Origin of the sequence: Bartonella sp. AP40SXNS (genome assembly GCF_042195825.1) — a bacterium.
GTDB lineage: Bacteria > Pseudomonadota > Alphaproteobacteria > Rhizobiales > Rhizobiaceae > Bartonella.
In genome coordinates this window covers 1-1,272 of record NZ_JBHIPB010000078.1, presented here as the reverse complement: position 1 = coordinate 1,272, position 1,272 = coordinate 1, and the positions used below count along the sequence as shown (strand labels likewise).

Sequence of the window (1,272 nt, the reverse complement as noted above, 5' to 3'; positions counted from 1 at the left end):
TGAATAATATAAAAAATTAGCAAAGGGGCTCCTGATAAACCAAGGTAAACGCGGCGGCTTGTCTTTTTCTGTAAACCTACAACACACTGATTTATAATGATAATTCACTGTTTTGTATGTTGAATGAGAGTCTCGAATAACGTAAGATTCTCTCATTTCAAGTCTGTTTATATTGAATCAAACAAACCCATTTGCTTGCACGGCATAAGCGGGGCTGGCGTGTGGGTAAAACTGTATAAGAAAGGAATGAAAATGGTTCTTATGAATCGTCTTAACGCAAGGGCTGTCGCAACATTGGGAGCTGGCAAATATAATGATGGTGCCGGCTTGATCCTCCATAAGCGTAAAGATGGTGGTGCTCAATGGCTTTATCGTTATACCATTCACGGTCGGCGCCGTGAAATGGGCTTGGGCGCCTTAAGACATGTCTCTTTAAAAAAAGCCCGTGAATTGGCAAACCAATGGCGTGCTGTTTTACATGAGGGTCGTGACCCCATTAAAGAACGCGATAAACAAAAGCGTGAGGCAATGCGTAATCTTCATTATTTAAAAAACATTGCTTTAGATGCTTTTGAAAGCCGTAAAGCCGAATTAAAAAGAGATGGTAAAGCTTGTGATTGGTTTTTACCATTACGCCTTCATATTCTCCCTAAATTGGGCTGTCTGCCCGTTTCAGAGATTACACAAACAGAGATACGCAATACCCTTGCTCCTATCTGGCATACAAAAGCTGCAACAGCAGAGAAAGCACTAAATCGTCTTAATCTTTGTCTCAAACATGCGGCTGCATTAGGGTTAGATGTTGATTTACAAGCAACAGAAAAAGCACGCGCGCTCTTAGGTAAACAACGTCATAAAACCACTAATAGACCTGCAATGGATTGGAAAGATGTTCCCGCCTTTTATCAGTTACTCTGTAAAACACAAAACATAACACAACTGGCTTTGCGCTTGCTTATCCTGACAGGCGTTCGTACCAACCCTTTGCGTCATATTCGTGAAGATCAGATTGAAGATGATGTATGGACTATTCCTGCTGAGAATATGAAAGGTTTGCGTGACGCTACAACAGAATTTCGCGTACCTCTATCATCTGAAGCGCTAAAAGTGATTAAACAAGCCCGTTGTATTTCCAAAAGTAATTTCATTCTGTCTTTTTCCGGTCGTGCTCCCCTTGCTGAGAATTGTATGGCAAAATATATGAGAGACAATAAACTTGAAGCCTGCCCGCATGGTTTTCGCTCTAGTTTACGCGATTGGCTAGCAGAAACA

General features: G+C 41.4%; 1 protein-coding gene. It reads left to right on the top strand.

What is annotated here, in order from left to right; translation table 11 throughout:
* Positions 1–252 precede the first annotated feature (252 nt).
* Positions 253–1,272, top strand: a 1,020-nt coding sequence (locus ACFILZ_RS09810; RefSeq protein WP_375611061.1) for a tyrosine-type recombinase/integrase, incomplete at its 3' end; no start/stop codon positions are given.